The organism is Maribacter sp. UBA3344 (genome assembly GCF_002362375.1).
Lineage (GTDB): Bacteria > Bacteroidota > Bacteroidia > Flavobacteriales > Flavobacteriaceae > Maribacter > Maribacter dokdonensis.
In genome coordinates this window covers 143276-158112 of record NZ_DERI01000024.1, presented here as the reverse complement: position 1 = coordinate 158112, position 14837 = coordinate 143276, and the positions used below count along the sequence as shown (strand labels likewise).

16 protein-coding genes are annotated in these 14837 nt (G+C 36.3%); 10 read left to right on the top strand and 6 right to left on the bottom strand.

Annotated features, from left to right (window positions below; all coding sequences use genetic code 11):
* Positions 1-8 precede the first annotated feature (8 nt).
* Genes B2Z27_RS15210 through B2Z27_RS15190 form a run of 5 tightly spaced genes read right to left on the bottom strand, consistent with a single transcriptional unit; the run spans position 9 to position 6158 of the window.
* The gene (locus tag B2Z27_RS15210; protein WP_058103356.1) at positions 9-1280 is read right to left on the bottom strand and encodes an adenylosuccinate synthase; all 1272 of its coding nucleotides are present in this window, start codon (positions 1278-1280) and stop codon (positions 9-11) included.
* 25 nt (positions 1281-1305) lie between these two features.
* Positions 1306-1776 (bottom strand): Fur family transcriptional regulator, encoded by a 471-nt coding sequence (locus B2Z27_RS15205; protein WP_058103355.1) that lies wholly within the window; start codon positions 1774-1776, stop codon positions 1306-1308.
* 50 nt (positions 1777-1826) lie between these two features.
* Positions 1827-4031 carry a RelA/SpoT family protein gene (locus B2Z27_RS15200; RefSeq protein ID WP_071341747.1) on the bottom strand — a complete coding sequence of 735 codons (2205 nt, stop codon included), beginning with the start codon at positions 4029-4031 and terminating at the stop codon, positions 1827-1829.
* A 44-nt stretch (positions 4032-4075) separates the two neighbouring features.
* On the bottom strand, positions 4076-5308 hold the full coding sequence (locus B2Z27_RS15195) for a M48 family metallopeptidase (protein ID WP_286814277.1): 1233 nt from the start codon (positions 5306-5308) through the stop codon (positions 4076-4078).
* 46 nt (positions 5309-5354) lie between these two features.
* Positions 5355-6158, bottom strand: coding sequence for a TrmH family RNA methyltransferase (locus tag B2Z27_RS15190; RefSeq protein WP_286814276.1), 804 nt, complete (start codon positions 6156-6158; stop codon positions 5355-5357).
* An 82-nt stretch (positions 6159-6240) separates the two neighbouring features.
* Between B2Z27_RS15190 and B2Z27_RS15185 the strand changes: the two genes are divergently transcribed.
* The 10 genes from B2Z27_RS15185 (at position 6241) to B2Z27_RS15140 (ending at position 13454) form a co-directional block, all read left to right on the top strand.
* A complete protein-coding gene (locus B2Z27_RS15185) occupies positions 6241-7038 on the top strand; it encodes a DUF6503 family protein (RefSeq protein WP_286814274.1) in 798 nt (265 codons plus the stop codon).
* Between the two features lie 100 nt (positions 7039-7138).
* Positions 7139-7378, top strand: a complete 240-nt coding sequence (locus tag B2Z27_RS15180; protein WP_286814273.1) for a MoaD/ThiS family protein — start codon at positions 7139-7141, stop codon at positions 7376-7378.
* The gene (locus B2Z27_RS15175) at positions 7378-7794 is read left to right on the top strand and encodes a molybdenum cofactor biosynthesis protein MoaE (protein WP_058103349.1); all 417 of its coding nucleotides are present in this window, start codon (positions 7378-7380) and stop codon (positions 7792-7794) included. Before B2Z27_RS15180 ends, B2Z27_RS15175 begins: the two co-directional genes overlap by 1 nt.
* Before the next feature lie 117 nt (positions 7795-7911).
* Positions 7912-8895: a GTP 3',8-cyclase MoaA gene (gene moaA, locus B2Z27_RS15170; protein ID WP_286814272.1), complete on the top strand. Its 984-nt coding sequence runs from the start codon at positions 7912-7914 to the stop codon at positions 8893-8895.
* Positions 8895-9368 (top strand): cyclic pyranopterin monophosphate synthase MoaC, encoded by a 474-nt coding sequence (moaC, locus tag B2Z27_RS15165; protein WP_286814271.1) that lies wholly within the window; start codon positions 8895-8897, stop codon positions 9366-9368. The genes moaA and moaC overlap by 1 nt, the downstream gene beginning before the upstream one ends.
* The gene (locus tag B2Z27_RS15160; RefSeq protein ID WP_286814270.1) at positions 9352-9945 is read left to right on the top strand and encodes an NTP transferase domain-containing protein; all 594 of its coding nucleotides are present in this window, start codon (positions 9352-9354) and stop codon (positions 9943-9945) included. The genes moaC and B2Z27_RS15160 overlap by 17 nt, the downstream gene beginning before the upstream one ends.
* Positions 9942-11015 (top strand): HesA/MoeB/ThiF family protein, encoded by a 1074-nt coding sequence (gene moeB / locus B2Z27_RS15155; RefSeq protein WP_286814269.1) that lies wholly within the window; start codon positions 9942-9944, stop codon positions 11013-11015. Before B2Z27_RS15160 ends, moeB begins: the two co-directional genes overlap by 4 nt.
* Entirely contained in the window at positions 10999-11781 is a 783-nt protein-coding gene (locus B2Z27_RS15150; RefSeq protein WP_286814268.1) for a sulfite exporter TauE/SafE family protein, read from the top strand. Before moeB ends, B2Z27_RS15150 begins: the two co-directional genes overlap by 17 nt.
* 53 nt (positions 11782-11834) lie before the next feature.
* On the top strand, positions 11835-13025 hold the full coding sequence (locus B2Z27_RS15145) for a molybdopterin molybdotransferase MoeA (protein WP_286814267.1): 1191 nt from the start codon (positions 11835-11837) through the stop codon (positions 13023-13025).
* Positions 13026-13046: 21 nt separating this feature from the next.
* Positions 13047-13454 (top strand): hypothetical protein, encoded by a 408-nt coding sequence (locus B2Z27_RS15140; protein WP_286814266.1) that lies wholly within the window; start codon positions 13047-13049, stop codon positions 13452-13454.
* Between the two features lie 75 nt (positions 13455-13529).
* Here the strand turns inward: B2Z27_RS15140 and B2Z27_RS15135 are convergent, their stop codons facing one another.
* Positions 13530-14822, bottom strand: coding sequence for an amidohydrolase family protein (locus B2Z27_RS15135; RefSeq protein ID WP_286814265.1), 1293 nt, complete (start codon positions 14820-14822; stop codon positions 13530-13532).
* Between the last annotated feature and the right edge of the window lie 15 nt (positions 14823-14837).

Here is a 14837-nt window from a genome sequence, read left to right as displayed (position 1 = left end):
CTTAATGCTTATCTTAGAATTGTCTGCGTTCTATCTGGACCCACAGAAACAATTTTAATAGGCACTTCTAATTCTTTCTCTAGAAAATCTATATATGCATTTAATGCTTTTGGTAATTGATCGGCAGAGGTCATTTTGGTTAAATCTTCTTTCCAACCATCCATTTCAGAATAAACGGGAGTTACATTCTCTGCTTCAATGTTATATGGAAAATGCTCTATTTGTTCACCTTTGTAATTATAAGCGGTACAAACTTTTAGTTTTTCAAATCCACTAAGAACATCTCCTTTCATCATCATTAGCTCAGTTACGCCATTAACACGAACCGCATATTTTAAGGCAACCAAATCTAACCATCCACAACGTCTTGGTCTACCGGTAGTAGCTCCAAATTCATTACCTACACGGCCCATAGTTTCACCATCCTCGTCAAAAAGCTCTGTAGGGAAAGGACCGCTACCAACTCTTGTTGTATACGCTTTAAAAATACCTTTTACCTCTCCGATTTGATTAGGGGCTACACCTAAACCTGTACATGCTCCTGCTGCAGTAGTATTTGATGAGGTTACAAATGGGTATGTACCAAAATCAATATCTAACAATGATCCTTGTGCACCTTCCGCCAATATTTTTTTACCCGCTTTTTGAGCTTGATATAGATATTCTTCGCTATCTATAAAGGTCAATTTTTTCAATTCTTCTACAGCTTTGAAGAAATCTGATTCTAGCTCAGCCAAATCATATTGAATGTCTACGTCATAAAAGCTGATCATGGCTTCATGCTTATTGGCTAGGCTACGGTATTTATCTTTCCAGTCGTTTAATTCCAGATCACCGATACGCATACCGTTTCTACCGGTCTTATCCATGTATGTAGGACCAATACCTTTTAAAGTAGAACCAATTTTTGCTTTTCCTTTAGATGCTTCTGAGGCTGCATCAAGTAAACGGTGGGTAGGTAAAATTAAATGTGCTTTTCTTGAAATGAATAATTTAGAATTTACATCTAAATTAAACTTCTTTAATGCATCTAATTCTTTTTTAAAGATAACAGGGTCTATAACCACCCCATTACCAACTACGTTTACCGCATTTTTGTGAAAAATACCTGAAGGAATAGTGTGTAAAACATGCTTAATACCATCAAATTCTAAAGTATGACCGGCATTTGGTCCGCCTTGAAAGCGAGCAATAATGTCATAATTTTCGGTTAATACATCAACTATCTTACCTTTTCCTTCGTCACCCCATTGTAGGCCTAACAATAAATCTACTGCCATCTAAATATTATATACTTGGTTAGTCTTATTTTATTTCTTTTTTACCTGCATCTTTGGCAGGAGTATTTTTAGTCCCATAAAAATATAGGGAATGTGTATTTATCTTAATATCAAAAACTTCTTCAATTGTTTTTTTGATAGATTGTATTCTAGGGTCGCAAAATTCCATTACTTCACCCGTATCCGTTAAGATTACATGATCGTGCTGACGGTCAAAGTATGATTTTTCATATTGCGCCTGGTTTTTACCAAATTGATGCTTGCGAACCAATTTACAATCTAATAGAAGTTCAATGGTGTTATAGAGAGTTGCCCTACTTACACGATAATTTTTATTCTTCATTTTGATGTAGAGTGACTCTATATCAAAATGCTCATCACTTTCGTAAATTTCTTGTAGAATAGCGTAGCGTTCGGGTGTTTTTCTATGTCCTTTGTCCTCTAAAAAGGTAGTGAAGACGTTTTTTACAATTTCTTGATTTTTATCAGAAGACATATTTACTGCATTAATGCACAAAGGTACAGTTAAATTTTAATTTCCTTTTTCTAAATACGGGTAACTTTATCAATACCGTTGATGTTCATAAGATTATCGGTCAATTTTTTCAAGACAGCTTTGTTTTTGACTACAACCGTAATCTTACCTTTAAAGGTGCCACCATCTGTACTGAAATTTAAATTTCGCATATTTACGTGCATAATATCAGAAATAACTTCTGTTATATCACTGACCAAACCTAAATTGTCAATTCCCGTCATTACAATATCTGCTTGGTATTCTTGTTGAGAAGAATCGATCCATTTTGCGCTAATAATTCTATACGCGTAATTAGATTGTAACGATATGGCATTTGGACAGTTCTTTTTATGAACTTTAATTCCTTCTGAAACACTTACAAAACCAAAAACATCATCACCAGGAATAGGGTTGCAGCATTGAGATAGTTTATACTCTAGTTTTTCTTCTTCTTTACCAAAAACCAGCATATCATACTTAGATGTAATTTCATCTTTGTTGATGTCTTCCGGTGTTGGAGATTTGCGCATTCTGTTCTTGAAGAAACTAATGAATGCATTACTGTAAGATGATGCAAAGTCTTTAATCATGGCATTGTCTATGGAGCCAATGCCTACACGATAGAATAAATCTAAACTTGTCTTTAACTTAAAGAAGGTCACCATTTTGTTTATGGAATCTTCATTAAGCGTAATCTTTTGAGATTTTAGTTTACGGCGTAAAATCTCTTTTCCATCTTCGGCTACAACTTTTTTCTCTTCTCTAAGTACAGATTTAATTTTAGCACGGGCTCTGGCAGTAGTAGCATAATCTAACCAGTTTTGATTTGGTTTTGCCTGGTCAGATGTAATGATCTCTACTTGGTCTCCACTTGAAAGGGTGGTATTTAAAGGTACCAGTTTGCCGTTTACTTTAGCCCCACGGGTTCTCATGCCCACTTCAGTGTGGATATTGAAAGAAAAATCTAACGGTGTAGCGCCTTTAGGTAAAGACCTTAATTCTCCTTTTGGGGTAAAAACAAAAATTTCTTTTGAATATAGGTTTAGCTTAAATTCCTCTACAAAATCAACAGCATTGGTATTTGCATTTTCCAAAGCTTCTTGAAGTTTGTTCAGCCAAACTTCTATTCCTTGTTCTTTTTGGTCGCCATGTTTGTATTTAAAATGCGCCGCATACCCTTTTTCGGCAATTTCGTGCATTCTTTCACTTCTGATCTGTACTTCTACCCATTTGCCTTTTGGTCCCATAACGGTAATGTGTAGGGCTTCATATCCGGTAGATTTAGGAGATGATATCCAATCTCGCAATCTAACGGGGTTGGGGGTAAAGTGATCCGTAACTATAGAATAGATTTTCCAAGCTAAAAACTTCTCGTTCTGTAAGTCAGATTTGTAGATGATTCTTATGGCAAACTTGTCATAGATTTCCTCAAAAGTGACATTTTGGGCAATCATCTTTTTGCGCATAGAGAAGATAGATTTCATCCTCCCTTTAATGATATAGTTAAGCCCTTCCTTTTTTAAAGAATTATCTATAGTGCCAGAAAATGCATCAATATAGGCTTGCTGATCTTCTTTGGTGTCTTCTATTTTATCCTTGATGGAGTTGTAGACTTCCGGTTCCGTATACTTTAAACTTAGATCTTCTAGCTCTGTCTTAATGTTGTAAAGACCAATTCTATGTGCAAGAGGAGCATAAATGTACAAGGTTTCAGAGGCAATTTTCACTTGTTTATGCTCTGGCATAGAATCCATAGTGAGCATATTGTGATAACGGTCGGCTATCTTTATGATGATAACCCTAACATCATCATTTAAGGTCAAGAGCATTTTTCTGAAATTCTCCGCTTGTTGGGAGATGTTCATGTCTTTTTTTAAATGAGATATTTTTGTGAGTCCATCAACAATCCGCGCCACGGTTTCACCAAACATACGATCAATGTCGTCTAAGGTATACTCTGTATCCTCAACAACATCATGTAATAGGGCAGAGGCAATGGAAACCGCATCAAGTCCAATCTCCGAAGCTACAATTTTTGCCACCGCTATGGGGTGAAAAATATATGCCTCGCCAGATTTTCTTCGCTGGGTTTTGTGCGCATCAACAGCTACTTCAAAAGCGCTACGTATTAGTTTTTTATCCTCATCGGTTAAGGTTTGATAACTAATTCTAAGTAACTCTTTGTACTCTTGAGCTATGAGCTTGTTTTCCTCTTCTATTGCTGCCTGTGTCATACTAGATTAAAAATAAGATAATCTTAAATGATGGGCAACAAAAATTATGCCTTTAAATTACGAATGCGATCGATTAACGGTGGGTGGGAATAATGCATAAATACATATGCCGGATGTGGAGTTAGGTTGCTAAGACTGTTTTTTGATAACTTCTTTAGTGATGCTACCAATGGTAAAGCTGCGTAAGTTTGTTTAGCATAATCATCTGCTTGATATTCAAATTTTCTTGAAAAATGATTCATTAGCAGTCCTGTAATCTCAGAAATAGGGCTATAAAGTATACCAAAGCCGATCAAGGCGGCATGAAAACTAGGTCTGTCAACACCAATTGCCAATGATACTTCTGGATTGTTTATGAAAAGTGATAGGATTAATAGCATAACCCCCGTAAGTAAAACTGAAGTCGCCAAATTATAAATGATATGTTTTCGTTTGTAATGACCTATTTCATGTGCCAAAACGGCAACTATTTCTTCTTCCTCTAAATCATTGATCAAAGTGTCATACAGAGTTACGCGCTTTTCTTTTCCAAAACCAGAAAAATAGGCATTGGCTTTTGTTGAGCGCTTAGATCCGTTGATTACAAAAATATTCTGAAGGTCAAAACCAACTTCTGCGGCATAGTTTTCAATTTTACTTTTTAAACTACCGGCTTCCAAAGGTTCTTGTTTGTTAAATAACGGCACAATAAGTTTGCTATAAAATAAATTCATGAACAACGTGAAAATGGTAATCAAAGCCCAAGTGTAGAGCCAGAAATTTGTGCCGGCCCATTGAAAAAACCAAAGAATCAGAGAAAGTATTATACCACCAACGATTATGGTCATTAGCCACTGTTTAAGCTTGTCTATGAAAAATGTCGCTTTTGTTGTTTTATTGAATCCAAACTTTTCTTCAATTACAAAAGTTTGATAATGAGAAAAAGGTAGGTTAAGGATGTCACTACCTATCATTATAATTCCGAAGAAAATCAATGCTTGGACTATACTGTAGTTACTAATGTTTTGAGCCACTTGGTCAACCCAGGCAAAACCACCAAATAGTAAGAACGCTAATATTAATACTAGGGAAAATACAGAGGTAATAATTCCGAATTTATAATTGGTAAGCTTATAGGCTTGAGACTTTTTGTATTCTTCAGCGTTGAATACATCGGCAACTTCTGTGGGAATAGGGTCTTTAAAACGCTTTGCGTTTAAATAATTCATTACCGTGGCAAGTATAAATTCACCTACCAGTATAAATAGAATACAATAAAAAACAATCGTTTGGTCCATATAGCGTAATTGAAAACGAAAACATTAATAGAAAAAGTATAAAATGCTATGTGTTTAATTTACGTTGCCGTTTTGCTTCAAATATAAGTATTGCTGCAGATACCGAAACATTCATAGAATCTATTTCACCCTCCATGGGTATAATGATATTTTGGGTGGAATTTTGCAACCATTCATTGCTGAGACCAGAGTGTTCTGTGCCAACAACTATGGCAGAGGGTTCTGTAAAACTAACGGTAGAGTAATCTTTGGAGGCAGTTAGCGCTGCACAAAAAACCTGAAAGCCCTCTTTTTTTAAGTAGGAAATAATTTCACTAGTACTGCCCGTTTTTACGTTTCTAGAAAAAACACATCCTACACTTGATCGTATAATATTTGGATTATAAAGATCGGTCTTTGGGTTGGCAATTAAAACCGCATCAAGATTAGCAGCATCTGCAGTTCTAAGTAAAGCGCCTATGTTGCCCGGTTTTTCGGGTGCTTCTGCAATTAGGATCAGTGGGTTCTTTGTGTTGAACTCTAAAGATGAAAGTTGGTGGTCTTTACTTTTTGCAATAGCTATTACACCTTCGGTAGTATCTCTGTATGCTAATTTTTTATATACATCTGCACTAACGGATATTAATTGATCTGCATTAAAAGTAGGTAAGAGGTTACTATTCTCTATAATGTCTTCACAGAATAATACTGACTCTATAAAGTAACCGGCACCAATAGCAATCTGCAGTTCTCGCAAACCTTCTAAGACAAAGAGTCCGGTTTTTTTTCTTTCCCTTGATTTTTCTTTTAGTACCAAAACCTTTTTTATCAAAGGGTTTTGTGCGCTGCTTATATGTTTTGTTACCTGCATGTAGTACAAAAATAGTTCAATTTGGTAAGTACTTCATATTTTCTCGACTAACGATTTTTAAAACAATAAAAACAGAATTAAAATGATGAACAAACTTTACCTTTTGGTCTTGGCCTTAGCAGTATTTTCATGTAAGCAAGCTCCTAATAAAGAAAAGGCTGCAGCCCCTGTAGATGAGGTTGTGAAAATGGTAGATTCGGATAAATATCCAACTGAGTTGAATAAAGTTTTTGAAGCTCATGGAGGATTAAAAGCATGGAAAAGTTATAAAACTTTAATTTTTGAAATGCCCAAAGAAGGTTTCAATGAAGTTCAAACTATTGATCTTCACAAGAGATTCGATAAGATATCTACACCTGCTAATACTATAGGGTATAATGGAAAAGAAGTTTGGCTTTTGGACAAAACTGGTGATTATGAGGGTAAACCAAAGTTCTATCATAATTTAATGTTCTATTTCTATGCTATGCCATTTGTATTGTCCGATGATGGTATAAAATATGAAGAAGTAGATGCTATGGTTTATGACGGTGTGTCTTACCCAGGTTATAAAATTTCTTATAATGCAGGGGTTGGGTCATCTTCTACGGATGAATATTATATTCATTATGATGCAGATACGTACCAAATGAAATGGTTGGGCTATACCATGACTTATTTTAGTGGTGAACCATCGGACAAAATTAGTTGGATCAACTATGCTGAATGGAACAAAGTTGATGAGGTGTTATTGCCTAAGTCAATTACTTGGCATAAAGTTGAAGAGGGAAAGGTTAAGGAACCTGCTAAAACCGTTAATTTTGAAAACGCAAGTATATCTACTCAGGCACAGCCAAAAGGGTTTTATTCCAAACCTGAGAATGCTGTAACGGTCCAGTAGGTCTTTTCTCAAAATCATATAATTTTTTTAAAATAGGTGCCATTTTTATGGCACCTTATTTTTTATGCCTAACTTGGAATTTATCTAATTTTAGACGGATATGAATGTACTTTTTTTCGGTATTACCAAAGACATTGTGGGTAGTTCTGAGATTAACTTTAATGACGAATTAAAGCCGGCTAACGTTGGCTCGTTAAAGAAGAGATTAATAGATGCTTACCCTGAGTTTTCAAAGCTGAATTCGCTAGCGGTTGCCGTTAATAGCGAGTATGCAGATGATACTTTGGTTTTGACCGGTAATGAGGAAATTGCAATTATACCACCTGTAAGCGGAGGCTAATGAAGAAAGTAATAGAAATTGTTAATGATATAGATACGGCAAAGGTATATGCAGAGTTGAGCGATGCCAAAAGTGGCGGAATTTGTGTTTTTGTAGGTGCTGTACGCGAGTTTACCAATAATGAAGAAGTGGTTGCCCTGGAGTTTGAAACGTACCAGGCAATGGCATTGAAAGAGATGGATAAAATTGCGGATAAAGCTTTTGAAAAATGGACTTTGAACAAGGTAGTCATGCGACATGCCGTAGGTGAAAAAGGGGTTGAAGAGCCCGTTGTTGTTGTAGGAGCATCTTCTGCGCATAGGGATGCTTGTTTTGAGGCATGCAGGTTTTTAATAGATACACTAAAAGAAACAGTTCCTATATGGAAAAAAGAGAAATTCAAAAATAAATCTGTCTGGGTTTCGGCACATCCGTGATTTTTGGAAAAGAGAAGTTAGAAAATAGAGAATAGAAATTAGATAAAAGAGTAAAGAGATTGGAGTATAGATGTTATTGAACTCGAATTTGATTCTTGAACTTGTATTTTTAAAAGTATGTTAGTAGATAACCATAATAGAGCAATTAATTACCTGAGATTGGCAGTGACAGATCGTTGCAACCTGCGTTGCAATTATTGTATGCCAGAAGAGGGGATAAACTTTGCTAAAAATGATAAGTTGTTTACTATAGAGGAGCTTGAGAGGTTAAGTAAAATTGTGGTTTCACAAGGAATAGATAAGATAAGAATAACTGGTGGTGAACCTTTTGTACGCAAGGATCTCATGGTTTTGCTGAGAAGCTTATCTAAATTAAACAGTCTAAAAGATATCTCCGTCACTACCAACGCTACTTTAATAGGTCCATATATAGATGAATTAAAGCAATTGGGCATTAAGAACATTAACGTAAGCATGGATGCCATTAATCGTGAGACTTTTGAACGAATTACACGTCGCAATCAGTATGATGTTGTATATAATAACATGATTCGTTTAATAACCGAAGGGTTTAATGTTCGTATCAATTTTATTGCGTTAGATGGTCAGAATACAGATGATATTTTACCCATGCTTGAACTAACTAAACATTACAATGTTTCGGTTCGCTTTTTGGAAGAAATGCCTTTTAACGGTGGGTCTAAAGAATTTCAGACTATAAAGTGGGATTTTAAAACTATCCTAGGGCATATTAAAAGCGCACACCCAGATTATTATAAATTGGAATCTCCAAAGACATCAACGTCTATAAATTATAAAATTCCAGGTTTTAAAGGAACTTTTGGAGTAATTCCATCTTTTAGTAGAACATTTTGCGGTAGTTGTAATCGTTTAAGAATTTCGGCAACAGGTGATGTTATTACTTGTTTGTATGCTAAAGCAAGCGCAAATCTTAGAGATATAATGAGAGCGGATGATATGGAGGAAAATATCAGAAAAGAAATTTTAAAGGCTGTAGGCAGTCGTGCTAAAACTGGTTTTGAGGCGCAAGAAAAATATAAGGACGTATTCAGTAATTCAATGACTTCAATAGGCGGCTAATGCAGAAGAAATTATCACATATAGATGAATCTGGGAGTGCTACCATGGTAGATATTTCTCAAAAAACAGCATCGGTACGTACTGCCATTGCTAGTGGTACTATACAATTTCCTTCAGAGGTTTTTAAATCTTTGTCTGATCAAGATTTTGTTGGTAAAAAGGGAAGTATTGTGCAAACTGCTGTTATTGCAGGTATACAAGGTGTAAAGAAAACGTCTGAGCTTATACCTCTTTGTCATCAGATAAATTTGTCTAAAATCAATATCGATATCACTCCTTCTGTAAACGCTTTTCAAATAACATGTACTGTAAAATGTAATGAGAAAACGGGAGTGGAAATGGAGGCATTAACTGGTGTATCAGTTGCTGCTTTGACCATATATGATATGTGTAAGGCACTTTCTCAAGATATTGTAATCGGTACAATTCAACTAGAACAAAAAACAGGAGGAAAAAATGATTTCCAAAGATAAGTTATATGGGCTAGTGCTATCCGGAGGGAAAAGTACTAGGATGGGAGAAGATAAGGGTTTGATCAAATATCATGAACTTCCACAACGTGAGCATTTATATTCATTGTTGAATGAGGTTTGTGACCAAACATTTTTAAGTATCCGCAAAGACCAAAAAGATGAAATTTCAAATGCTTTTGATACCATAGTTGATAAAGATGAGTTTCGCGGACCCTATAATGGTTTGCTTTCTGCACATAAAGCCCACCCAGATGCAGCTTGGTTGGTTCTGGCCTGCGATCTGCCTTTAATGGATAAAAAAGCTTTGGAAGAATTAATAGCATCAAGAAATACGGGCAAAATAGCCAGTGCTTTTGCCGACAAGCAAAACCCGTTGCCAGAACCGCTTTGTGCTATTTGGGAGCCAGAGGCTCTAAAACAATCGGTCGCCTACTTAGAGGCGGGCAATGGTTCATGTCCTAGAAAATTTTTGATCAATGCAGATGTTCATTTGGTATTCCCAGAACATAAAGAAGTATTGTTAAATGCGAATTCCAAGGCAGAATATGAAGAGGCATTGCTAAAAATTTCATTATGAACCAAGATCGTTACCAGAGGCAAATCACCTTAGCGGGTTTTGGAATTGAAGGGCAACAGAAATTACAGAAGGCAAAAGTACTGGTAGTAGGTGCTGGCGGTCTAGGTATTCCTGTATTAACTTATTTAAATGCCATGGGGGTAGGTACCCTTGGTGTTGTAGATGCAGATGTAGTTTCATTATCCAACCTTCACCGTCAAGTGCTGTATACAGAAGCTATGGTGGGTATTTCTAAAGTTGAAGCGGTTAAAAGTCAATTATCTGCCCAAAATTCATCTACCGAAATACGAACATATCATACTTTTTTGACTGTTGATAATGCTCTTAAAATTATTGAAGGATATGATATTGTTGTTGATGCTACAGATAATTTTCCGACAAGGTATCTTATAAACGATGCTTGTGTTATATTGAATAAACCATTTGTCTACGGGGCTTTGCATGCTTTTGAAGGGCAGGTAAGTGTTTTTAATTATAAAGGCGGACCAACATATCGTTGTTTGTACCCTACCATGCCGGCTGCCGATGCTGTACCCAATTGTAATGAAAACGGAGTCTTGGGAATTTTACCGGGAATCATTGGAAACTTACAGGCATTGGAAGCAATAAAAATAATAACGGATCTAGGGGAAGTTTTAACTGGTATTTTACTTTTGTGTGATACACTTACCCAACGTACCCAACGTATTAGATTTAAGTTACAGCCTGGTCATAATGAGATTAAGGTTCTGGAGAAAAGTTATGAATTTAACTGTGATTTACCATTAAAATCTATTGAAGCCAATGCCCTTCAACAGCTGCTTTCAGAAGGGGCTATTGAATTGTTAGATGTTCGTACACCAAAAGAGTATCAAAGGCAGCATATTAACCAAGTTAAGCACATACCTCTAAGCGAGTTGACAGATAGAAGTAGCGAGTTGAATTTAGAAGAAACTGTATACGTTATTTGTCAGTCTGGCGTGCGCAGTAAAAAGGCAATAGCCACGCTGCAAGAACTATATCCTGGTAAAGATTTTGTAAATGTGGTCGGAGGCATGAACCAGATGAAAAATTATGTTGATACCTATTGAGCAATTACTGCTATTATGTGTTGGTTTTTTTATCATAGCTACCTTATATTCTTCGGTCGGTTTTGGTGGTGGATCTAGTTATTTGGCGCTATTGACTCTTTTTTTGACCAGTTTTTTTGCCATTAGGTCCATAGCATTGGTTTGTAATTTGGTGGTGGTTTCCGGTAGTACCTATCTTTATTTTAAAAATGGACATGCAAAATTCAAGGATTTTCTGCCGTTTGTGTTAACTAGTATTCCTTTGGCATATATTGGAGCTACCTTTCGTCTTAAGGAAAGTGTGTTTTTTATTATTCTTGGGTGCTCCCTTATCCTTTCAGCTTTATTCTTGGCTATTCAGACATTTGAATTGAACAAGACAAAGAAAGAGGTACATGACTATCCAAATTATATGAGTTACTTATTAGGTGCTGGAATAGGTTTTTTATCTGGATTGGTAGGAATTGGAGGCGGTATTTTTTTGGCTCCGATCTTAAATCATTTACGATGGAAAAAGGCTATTAAAATTGCTGCCCTTGCTAGCTTCTTTATATTGGTCAATTCTATCTCTGGTTTACTTGGTTTAATTACCAGCAATGCACTTTCATTACCTTTAAAAGAAACCATATGTTTGGTTATAGCTGTTCTTCTTGGGGGGCAATTGGGTATTCGCATTAGTTTAAAGAAGTTTTCTGCCAATGGAATTAAAAGAGTAACCGCACTTCTTGTCTTTGTGGTGGGTGTAAGGGTATTGTTGGTCAACGGTTTAAGTTTGTTTTCATCTTGATTTGATGATGTCCATTTAATAGAAGTTTACATTATAATTTTACCTTTAATTCTATGATTGCATTTAAAGAAGCATTTGAAAAAGTAATTGATCATCGCTTAGACTTGGGAGCAGAAAAGGTGAAGCTGATAGACAGCTTAAATAGAGTTTTAGCTGAAGATGTTCTTGCGGATCGTGATTTTCCACCTTTTGATCGGGCTACCAAAGATGGTATTGCTGTTCAATTTTCAAGTTTGTTGGAAAACGGGCATGCTTATACTATAGAAGGGGTAGCTGCGGCAGGTGTTGCCCAACAAACTTTAAATGATACAAGTAAATGTTTAGAGGTTATGACGGGTGCGGTAGTTCCTAAACATTGCGATACCGTGATTATGTATGAACATATCACTATTAAAGATAACAAGGTTACCATTAACGAAATAGTTACCAAAGGCCAAAATATTCACTACAAAGGCAGTGACGAAAAGGCGGGTGCCGTAGTTCTTTCTAAAGGAATTAAAATTACACCTGCTGAAATAGGTGTTTTGGCTTCTGTGGGTAAATCTGTAGTCAAGGTAAAAGTGAACCCGAACATTTGTACCATAGCAACCGGTAATGAATTGGTTGAGGTTTACCAGTTGCCAGAACCGCATCAAATTAGAAAATCAAATATGCTGACCATTGAAGCGGCATTATTGAATAGTAAAATACCTTCAAGTTCGTTACACCTTTTAGATGATAAAGAAAGTATTAAAACTGCATTGGAGAAGGCGCTGATTAAAAATGACGTTCTGTTATTAAGTGGAGGCGTATCTAAGGGTAAGTTTGATTTTATTCCGGATGTTATGGAATCCCTTGGTGTAGAAAAGGTGTTTCATAGGGTAGCACAAAGACCCGGGAAACCTTTTTGGTTTGGTGTACATGCTAAATTAAAGACTGTGGTTTTTTCATTTCCCGGTAATCCTGTCTCTACTTTTGCTAATTATCATCTATATTTTTTACCGTGGTTGTATGCTTCTTGGGGTATTCAGATAGAAAATTTGTATATTAAGCTAGGTGTTCCTTTAAAAATAGTACCGCCATTAACTAGATTTATACATGTAAAAACGGAGTTGAAAGAAGGAGTTGTTTGGGGGGCACCGGTCATAGAAAATGGCTCAGGTGATTTAACCAGTTTGACCAAGGCCGATGGTTTTGTTTGTTTAGAGCCAAAGGAAAATGCTTATGAAGTAGGAGAGGTGGTACGCTTTGTAAAGACCAGATAATAACCAATTAAATCTTTTGATATGAATCCAATATTAAAAAACGTTTTGGCTGTCGTTGCCGGAGTTATTATAGGCAGTGTGGTGAATATGGGAATAATTATGATAAGTGGTTCTATTATTCCACCACCTGAAGGAGGAGACATTACTACTATGGAAGGGTTAAAGTCAACAATGCATTTGTTTGAACGCAAACATTTTATCTTTCCTTTTTTGGCACATGCGTTAGGTACATTGGTAGGAGCTTTCGTAGCCGCTAAAATAGCTGCTGGTAAAAAAATGCTTATGGCACTTTTGGTAGGGTTGTTTTTTTTGATAGGAGGTACGGTCAATATAGCTATGCTTGGCGGACCAATGTGGTTTACGGCTTTAGATATTATTGTAGCCTATATGCCAATGGGATATTTAGGATATGTGCTAGCTAAGAGATAATTGTATAGAATATACTAAATAAAAGAGGCTGCCCTGAATAAGGCAGCCTCTTTTGTTCAATGTTGTAATTGGGAATTATTTGCCTTCGTATTTACCCATGTAGCGTTTCCAAAGTTCAGTTTGGTGTGTCTCTAAAGAAACTGTTCTGCCGTCTATGAAAGCGTGGGTTAAAATGTTTCCGGCCATATCAAGAGCATCACCTTCAGAAATAAATAGAGTAGCGCTCTTACCGTTTTCTAAAGTACCATATTGGTCATCAATACCTAATATTTTAGCTGTATTTCCGGTCAGTAGTTGAACGGCTTTTTCCTTGTCCAACCCCTGTTGCGCGGCTTGACCCGCATAGAAAGGTAAATTCCTAGTTTGAAAGTTTACCGCGTCTGAATTTTGAATTCCCACTAATAAACCAGCATCTACTAACAATTTAGGAAGTTTGTAGGGAAGGTCATAATCATCATCATCAAACACTGGAAGATTATGCGTATACTGTACTAAAACAGGAATATCATTACTCTTTAAAAATTCGGGAATTTTATAAGCATGGTATCCCCCGATCAATACAACTTCTTTTACACCATTTGTTTTTAAAGTGTTTACAGCGTCTATAATTTGCTTTTCGTCATCTGCATGAACATATAGTTTTTGGGTACCGTCGAAAATACCTTTCATAGCTGCATAAGCGGGGTTTACTTCTTTAGGAGTAGTCTTGCCATAAGCTTGTGAATTTTTAAGAAAGGTAGCAATGGCTTCTATTTCTTCCGCGTAGTCTTTATTTGGATGGTAACCCGGGTCTTCACCTGCCCACCAACGACCTTGCTTAAAGGTACTTGGCCAGTTTAAATGAATACCGTCATCAACCTTTATAGCGGCATCTTCCCAATTCCATGCATCAAATTGTACAATACTTGAAGTGCCTGAAATTAAACCTCCAGAAGGTGCTATTTGCCCAATTAAAACTCCATTGGGTCTCATGCTTTCTACTACTTTAGATTCTGCATTGTAAGCTATTAAGCTTCTAACATGTGGAATAAAATCGCCAATTTCATCTTCATCTTTTGAAGCTCTCACGGCATCGATCTCAACTAGTCCCAATGTTTTCGCTGGCGCTATAAAGCCAGGATAAACATGTTTGCCTGTTGCATCTATTACTTTGCCTTTTCTTGCAATTCTCATTTTAGAATCACCCACAAAAGTAATCTTGCCATCTTCGAACATTATAAGTGAACTTTCAATGACTTCGCCATTACCCAAATGAGCCGTTGCTCCTTCAATGGTAATAGCTTCGGTTTGTTTATTGCCCGGTGTCTGTTGCGCTATAGTCGGTAATACCAAGCCAAGGGCAATGATCAAGGTTATTAATTTTTTCATTTTTAAAGTTTTATA